The organism is Pseudomonas sp. AMR01 (assembly GCF_041946035.1).
Taxonomy (GTDB): domain Bacteria; phylum Pseudomonadota; class Gammaproteobacteria; order Pseudomonadales; family Pseudomonadaceae; genus Aquipseudomonas; species Aquipseudomonas antarctica_B.
The window spans coordinates 1-7,515 of sequence record NZ_JAUTYR010000073.1 but is presented as its reverse complement, the minus strand read 5'-3'; the positions used below and the strand labels follow the sequence as shown (position 1 = coordinate 7,515).

Annotated in this window: 7 protein-coding genes; all 7 read left to right on the top strand. The window is 60.1% G+C overall.

Annotation, left to right across the window (positions count from 1 at the left end; translation table 11 throughout):
- Nucleotides 1-390: 390 nt before the first annotated feature.
- The 7 genes from Q7C20_RS26450 (at nt 391) to Q7C20_RS26420 (ending at nt 7,417) form a co-directional block, all read left to right on the top strand.
- Complete coding sequence (locus Q7C20_RS26450) at nt 391-1,317, top strand: glutamate/aspartate ABC transporter substrate-binding protein (protein ID WP_348062098.1); 927 nt, start codon at nt 391-393, stop codon at nt 1,315-1,317.
- Between the two features lie 193 nt (nt 1,318-1,510).
- A complete protein-coding gene (locus Q7C20_RS26445) occupies nt 1,511-2,257 on the top strand; it encodes an amino acid ABC transporter permease (protein ID WP_375071153.1) in 747 nt (248 codons plus the stop codon).
- Nucleotides 2,257-2,928 (top strand): ABC transporter permease subunit, encoded by a 672-nt coding sequence (locus Q7C20_RS26440; protein WP_348062096.1) that lies wholly within the window; start codon nt 2,257-2,259, stop codon nt 2,926-2,928. Before Q7C20_RS26445 ends, Q7C20_RS26440 begins: the two co-directional genes overlap by 1 nt.
- Nucleotides 2,925-3,659, top strand: a complete 735-nt coding sequence (locus Q7C20_RS26435) for an amino acid ABC transporter ATP-binding protein (protein ID WP_375071152.1) — start codon at nt 2,925-2,927, stop codon at nt 3,657-3,659. Before Q7C20_RS26440 ends, Q7C20_RS26435 begins: the two co-directional genes overlap by 4 nt.
- Nucleotides 3,660-3,831: 172 nt before the next feature.
- Nucleotides 3,832-5,733 carry an ATP-binding protein gene (locus tag Q7C20_RS26430; protein WP_375071151.1) on the top strand — a complete coding sequence of 634 codons (1,902 nt, stop codon included), beginning with the start codon at nt 3,832-3,834 and terminating at the stop codon, nt 5,731-5,733.
- Nucleotides 5,730-7,079 (top strand): sigma-54-dependent transcriptional regulator, encoded by a 1,350-nt coding sequence (locus tag Q7C20_RS26425; RefSeq protein WP_375071150.1) that lies wholly within the window; start codon nt 5,730-5,732, stop codon nt 7,077-7,079. The genes Q7C20_RS26430 and Q7C20_RS26425 overlap by 4 nt, the downstream gene beginning before the upstream one ends.
- 8 nt (nt 7,080-7,087) lie before the next feature.
- Nucleotides 7,088-7,417, top strand: coding sequence for a GlpM family protein (locus Q7C20_RS26420; protein ID WP_375071154.1), 330 nt, complete (start codon nt 7,088-7,090; stop codon nt 7,415-7,417).
- Nucleotides 7,418-7,515: the final 98 nt, after the last annotated feature.

Below are 7,515 nucleotides of genomic sequence, written 5' to 3'. Positions count from 1 at the left end.
GGTGGGGCGAAGACCTTTTGCTTACTTTTGGGTCTTTCCAAAAGTGAGCCGCTGTAAGAGCGGAACCCTAAGCAGCCATAACCGCAGCAACGGATATTCACCCAACCCCATCCCCACCCCCACCCCCATCCCCATCCCCATTCGGTTTCCCGAACACCACCCCCCAAACCCATTCGGTAAACCGTACCTCCCACCCACACTCCCCCTGTAACACAAACTTAATCCCCATATAAATCAATCAGATAACCAATCACCCCAGGTGTGGCACGACTCATGCTCTACACTCTCAGACGTTTACCCGAGACGCCTCAGGAGCCGTCACGGGCATTCGCAGCACAAGAGAGCCGTTCATCTGGCTTCATAAAAAAAACAAATGTCGAGGAAGTATTGATGCGCATCGTTCCCCATATCCTGGGCGCAGCTATCGCTGCTGCTCTGATCAGCACTCCAGTTTTCGCCGCCGAACTCACCGGCACACTGAAGAAAATCAACGACTCCGGCACCATCACTCTCGCGCACCGCGACAGCTCCATCCCGTTTTCCTACATCGCAGACGGCTCGGGCAAACCCGTGGGCTACTCCCACGACGTACAACTCGCCGTCGTCGAGCAACTGAAAAAAGACCTGAACAAGCCCGACTTGAAGGCCAAGTACAACCTGGTCACCTCGCAAACCCGTATCCCGTTGATCCAGAACGGCACCGCGGACCTCGAGTGCGGCTCCACCACCAACAACGCCGAACGCGCCCAGCAAGTCGACTTCACCGTCAACATCTTCGAAATCGGCACCCGTCTGCTCGTCAAGAAAGACAAGGATGGCAAGCCGTCCTACGCTGACTTTGCCGACCTGAAAGGCAAAAACGTCGTGACCACCGCAGGCACCACGTCCGAGCGCATCATCAAAGCGATGAACGCCGACAAGCAAATGGGCATGAACGTTATCTCCGCCAAAGACCACGGCGAATCCTTCCAGATGCTGGAAAGCGGCCGCGCCGTAGCCTTCATGATGGACGACGCCCTGCTGGCCGGTGAAGAAGCCAAAGCCAAGAAGCCGGACGACTGGGTCATCACCGGTACTCCGCAGTCCTTCGAAGCCTACGCGTGCATGGTGCGTAAAGACGACCCGGCCTTCAAGAAAGCCGTGGATGACGCCATCGTCGCCCTGTTCAAATCCGGCGAAATCAACAAGATCTACAGCAAATGGTTCGAGAGCCCGATTCCACCAAAAGGCCTGAACCTGAACTTCCCGATGAGCGAGAAAGTTAAAGAGCTGATCGCCAACCCAAGCGACAAGCCGGCACCGGACGTAAAAATCTGATACCTGACTAAGCTTATCTCCTGAGGGAGCCAACCCTCCCTCAGGCGTCTGTTACTACCTGCTGGCTTAATTTGGAACACTCGACCTGGCGGTTTTCGAGCCGATCGCGTGTGCCTGGCGTTCACCGTCAGGCGGGAAAGGATCTTCCCCAAGCGGGTGCTTGTACATTGATCGATCTCGAGGGGAGACCCTAATGAATTACAACTGGGACTGGGGCGTATTCTTCAAGTCCACCGGCGTGGGCAGCGAGACTTATCTCGACTGGTACATCTCCGGGCTGGGCTGGACCATCGCCATCGCCATCGTGGCCTGGATTATCGCCTTGCTGCTGGGCTCCATACTCGGCGTCATGCGCACCGTGCCCAACCGCATCGTATCGGGCATCGCGACCTGCTACGTGGAACTGTTTCGCAACGTACCGCTGCTGGTTCAGCTGTTCATCTGGTATTTCCTGATACCCGACATGCTGCCGCAGAACCTGCAGGACTGGTACAAACAAGACCTCAACCCGACCACCTCGGCCTACCTGAGTGTTGTTGTGTGCCTGGGACTGTTCACCGCTGCTCGCGTCTGTGAGCAAGTGCGTACCGGTATTCAAGCGCTGCCACGTGGTCAGGAGGCCGCCGCCCGCGCCATGGGCTTCAAGCTGCCGCAGATCTACTGGAACGTGCTGCTGCCACAAGCCTACCGAATCATTATTCCGCCGCTTACCTCGGAATTCCTCAACGTGTTCAAGAACTCCTCCGTGGCGTCCTTGATCGGCCTGATGGAATTGCTGGCGCAAACCAAACAGACCGCAGAGTTTTCGGCGAACCTGTTTGAAGCCTTCACCCTGGCAACGCTGATCTACTTCACCTTGAACATGAGCCTGATGTTGCTGATGCGCGTGATCGAGAAGAAAGTCGCCGTGCCCGGCCTGATCTCCGTGGGGGGTAAATAATGGAATTCGATTTCAGCGGCATCATCCCCGCAATACCGGGCCTGTGGAACGGCATGGTCATGACCTTGCAGTTGATGGTCATGGGTGTGGTCGGCGGCATCGCGTTGGGCACGGTGCTGGCGCTGATGCGCCTGTCGTCCAACAAACTGCTGTCGCGCCTGGCCGGCGCTTACGTGAACTACTTCCGCTCGATCCCGCTGCTGCTGGTGATCACCTGGTTCTACCTGGCGGTGCCGTTCGTGTTGCGCTGGATTACCGGCGAAGACACTCCGATCGGTGCGTTCACATCCTGCGTCGTGGCCTTCATGATGTTCGAAGCCGCGTACTTCTGTGAAATCGTACGGGCAGGCGTGCAGTCGATTCCGAAGGGCCAGATGGGCGCCGCCCAAGCGATGGGCATGACCTATGGCCAGACCATGCGTCTGATCATTCTGCCCCAGGCGTTCCGCAAGATGACCCCGTTGCTGCTGCAGCAGTCGATCATCCTGTTCCAGGACACCTCGCTGGTCTACACCGTGGGCCTCGTGGACTTCCTTAACTCCGCCCGCTCCAACGGCGACATCATCGGCCGCTCCAACGAGTTCCTGATCTTCGCCGGTGTCGTCTACTTCATCATCAGCTTTTCCGCCTCGCTGCTGGTCAAGCGTCTGCAAAAAAGGTTTGCCGTATGATCTCTATCAAGAACATCAACAAGTGGTATGGCGACTTCCAGGTGCTGACCGATTGCAGCACTGATGTCAAAAAAGGCGAAGTGATCGTGGTGTGCGGCCCGTCCGGCTCGGGCAAATCCACCCTGATCAAGTGCGTCAACGCACTGGAACCGTTTCAGAAAGGCGACATCGTGGTCGACGGCACCTCCATCGCCGACCCGAAGACCAACCTGCCGAAACTGCGTTCGCGCGTGGGCATGGTGTTTCAGCACTTCGAACTGTTCCCGCACCTGACCATCACCGAAAACCTGACCATCGCGCAGATCAAGGTGCTGGGCCGCAGCAAGGAAGAAGCCACCCAAAAAGGCCTGCAACTGCTTGAGCGCGTCGGCCTGTCGGCGCATGCGCACAAACACCCGGGCCAGCTGTCCGGCGGTCAGCAACAACGGGTGGCCATCGCCCGCGCCCTGGCCATGGACCCGATCGTCATGCTGTTCGACGAACCGACCTCGGCGCTTGACCCGGAAATGGTTAACGAAGTGCTCGACGTGATGGTGCAACTGGCCCACGAAGGCATGACCATGATGTGCGTGACCCACGAAATGGGCTTTGCCCGCAAAGTGGCCGACCGCGTGATCTTCATGGACGCCGGCAAGATCATCGAAGACTGCCCGAAAGAAGAGTTCTTCGGCGACATCAGCGCCCGCTCCGAACGCGCGCAGCACTTCCTTGAGAAAATCCTGCAGCACTAAGCATTACAGCGCTTCCACTGTAGAAACCGGATCTATTGTGGGAGCGGGCTTGCTCGCGAAAGCGGCCTGTCAGTCACTGAAGTATCAACTGACAGATCGCATTCGCGAGCAAGCCCGCTCCTACATTGGACCGCACAGGCTGGCAAACGCTGGTTGACCCAAGGCATCTGTGATGAAATGCGACCCCAACCAATTTCGCGCCGCACCGCCATCACTTGCCGTGAAACCACGCCTGATCCGCCAACTGTTCCTGCCGCCACTGACCATCGCCCTGATGATCGGCCTGGGTTATATCGGCTTCTGGGTCAGTGAGTACTACGGAATCCGCACCCTCAGCGACAACGGCGAACGCCAGCTGGAGCTGCACGCCCGCACCGTCGAAAGCGAACTGAGCAAATACACCTACCTGCCCAGCCTGCTGGAACTTGAGTCCAGTGTTTCCACGTTGCTCGCCGACCCGAACCAGGAAACCCGGCAGACGGTCAATGATTACCTCGAAGGCCTGAACCGACGCAGTCGCAGTCGGGCCATCTACGTGATGGACACCACCGGCCGCGTGCTGGCCACCAGTAACTGGCGTGACGCCGACAGTTACCAGGGTGAAGACCTGTCCTTCCGTGCCTATTTCCAGAACGCCGTGCGCGGCCAACCCGGCCGTTTTTATGGCATCGGCAGCACCAACGGTGAACCCGGCTACTACCTGGCCCATGGCCTGGAAGAACACGGCAAAATCATCGGCGTGGCCGTGGTCAAAGTGCGCCTCGAAGCCCTCGAAGAGCGCTGGCAACGCGCGCGTCTCGAAGCGTTTGTGAGTGACGAAAACGGCATCATCATTTTGTCCAGCGACCCGGCCCGTCGCCTCAAGGCCGTGCGCCCGTTGAGCGCTGAGACCAAGGATCGCCTGGCCCACAGCCTGCAATATTACTGGGCGACACTCAACGAGCTGGAGCCACTGGCCCGCGAGCGCCTCAACGAAGGCACCGAGAAACTGACCTTTCCCGCCAACAGCGAAGTGGTCAACGACGAACACGAAGTCAGCTACCTGGCGCAAACCCGGCCCTTGAGCGACACACCGTGGAATTTTACTTTGCTCACCCCGCTCAATGACCTGCGCCGCGCAGCGATCAACCAGGGCATCCTCGTGGCAGTCGCATTTGGCCTGGTCGCATTTTTGCTGATTGCCTGGAACGAGCGGCGCAAGGTCATCGCCACTCGCCTCGCCGCGCGGGAAGCCTTGCAGGAAGCCAACAGCCAGCTGGAACGACGAATAGCCGAACGCACCGCCGACCTGCGTGCCAGTAACGAACAGCTCAAGGGCCAGATCCGCGAACGGCGCCAGGCCGAAGAAACCCTGCGCCGCGCTCAGGATGAACTGGTGCAAGCGGGCAAACTTGCGGCCATCGGCCAGATGTCCACCAGCATCGCCCACGAACTGAACCAGCCGCTGGCCGCGTTGCGCACCCTGTCAGGCAACACCGTGCGCTTCCTGGAGCGCGGCGCCCTCGACACGGCCAGCGCCAACCTCAAGACCATCAACGAACTGATCGACCGCATGGGCCGCATCACCGCCAGCCTGCGCTCCTTTGCCCGGCGCGGTGACGACCAGGGCGAAGCCAGCCTCGGCAAAGCCGTGGACGCCGCGTTCCAGGTGCTGGGCGCGCGCATGGACGGTCTGTCGTTGAACGTACACCGCGACTTTGCCAACGCCCACTTGCAGATCGATCAGACGCGCCTGGAACAGATTCTGGTCAACCTGATCGGCAATGCCCTCGACGCCATGCAGGCGCAACCGGCCCCGGAACTCTGGCTGGACGGGCAGAGCAGCGAGGGCAAATACCGCCTGCAAGTGCGCGACAACGGCCACGGCATCGACCCCGAGGCACGCAAACATTTGTTCGAACCGTTCTTCACCACCAAGCCCGGCGAACAAGGCCTGGGCCTTGGCCTGACGCTTTCCGCCAGCCTCGCGGCGGCCACCGGCGGCAACCTTGCCGTGGAGCATCCGGCCAGTGGTGGTACTGCCTTTGTCTTGTGCCTGCCGTTGGTGGGTGCTCAAAAAGCTGAGTCGACATGAATACAGACGCTACAGCCCTCAAAGACGACCTCACCGTACTGATCGTCGAAGATGACCCCCATGTGTTGCTCGGCTGCCAGCAAGCCCTGGCGCTGGAAGACATCCCCAGCGTGGGCGTGGGCAGCGCCGAAGAAGCGCTGAAACGCATCGGCGAGAACTTTGCCGGCATCGTCATCAGCGATATTCGCCTGCCGGGCATTGATGGCCTGGAGCTGCTGACCCGCCTCAAGGCCCTGGATAAAAGCCTGCCCGTGGTGCTGATCACCGGGCATGGCGATATCTCCATGGCCGTGGGCGCGATGCGCAACGGCGCCTACGATTTCATGGAAAAACCCTTCTCCCCCGAGCGCCTCGTGGACGTGGCTCGCCGCGCCCTGGAGCAGCGCGGGCTGGCGCGGGAAGTCTGGTCGCTGCGTCGCCAACTGGCCGAACGCGACTCCCTGGAAGGCCGCATTATCGGCCGCTCCCAGGCGATGCAGAACCTGCGCGAGCTGATCGCCAATGTTGCCGACACCTCAGCCAACGTGCTGATCGAAGGCGAGACCGGCACCGGCAAGGAACTGGTAGCGCGCTGCCTGCATGATTTCAGCCGCCGTCACGCTCACCAATTCGTCGCGCTGAACTGCGGCGGCTTGCCGGAAAACCTTTTCGAAAGCGAAATTTTCGGCCACGAAGCCAACGCCTTTACCGGCGCTGGTAAACGCCGTATCGGCAAGATCGAGCATGCCCACGAGGGCACGCTGTTCCTCGATGAAGTGGAAAGCATGCCGATCAACCTGCAGATCAAACTGCTGCGGGTATTGCAGGAGCGCACCCTCGAACGGCTGGGCTCCAACCAGAGCGTGGCGGTGGATTGCCGGGTGATCGCCGCCACCAAATCCGACCTCGACGAATTGAGCCGCGCCAACCAATTCCGCAGCGACCTGTACTACCGCCTCAATGTCGTCACGCTGGAACTGCCGCCCCTGCGCGAACGCCGCGAAGATATTCTGCAATTGTTCGAGCATTTCCTGCAGCAGTCTTCCCTGCGCTTTGATCGCAGCGTGCCGGAACTGGATAACCAGACCGTCTCGATCCTCATGAGCCACGACTGGCCGGGCAACGTGCGTGAATTGCGCAACGTTGCCGAGCGCTTTGCCCTAGGCCTGCCGGTTTTCAAGAAAAGCGGCAATGGCAGCAGTAATCATGGCCTGGCGTTTACCGAGGCGGTGGAAGCCTTCGAGCGCAACCTGCTCAACGACGCATTGCAACGCAGCGGCGGCAACCTGACCCAGGCTAGCCAGGAGCTGGGGATGGCCAAGACCACCTTGTTCGACAAGGTCAAAAAATACGGGCTGAGCCACTGATGGATCTGATATTGAAGGCCGCCATCGGCGCAGCGGTGGTATTGATTCTGGCGGCGTTGGCCAAGACAAAGAACTACTACATCGCCGGGCTGGTGCCGCTGTTTCCGACCTTTGCGCTGATCGCGCATTACATCGTCGGCAAGGGCCGCTCGGTGGACGATTTGAAGACCACGATCGTGTTCGGGATGTGGTCAATCATTCCGTACTTCGTGTATTTGGCAACGCTGTACGTAATGGTTGACCGGATGCGCCTGGAGGCGTCACTCGCCGTGGCGGCCGTGGCGTGGTTGATGGCGGCGACGGTGCTGGTCAGCGTCTGGGTGCGCATTCACGCCTGACAAATGTGGGAGCGGGGGGGGGGGGGGGGGGGGGGGGGGGGGGGGGTGGGGTTGTGTGGGGGGGCGCCGCCCGGCCGGGGCCCCCCCCCCCCCCCCCG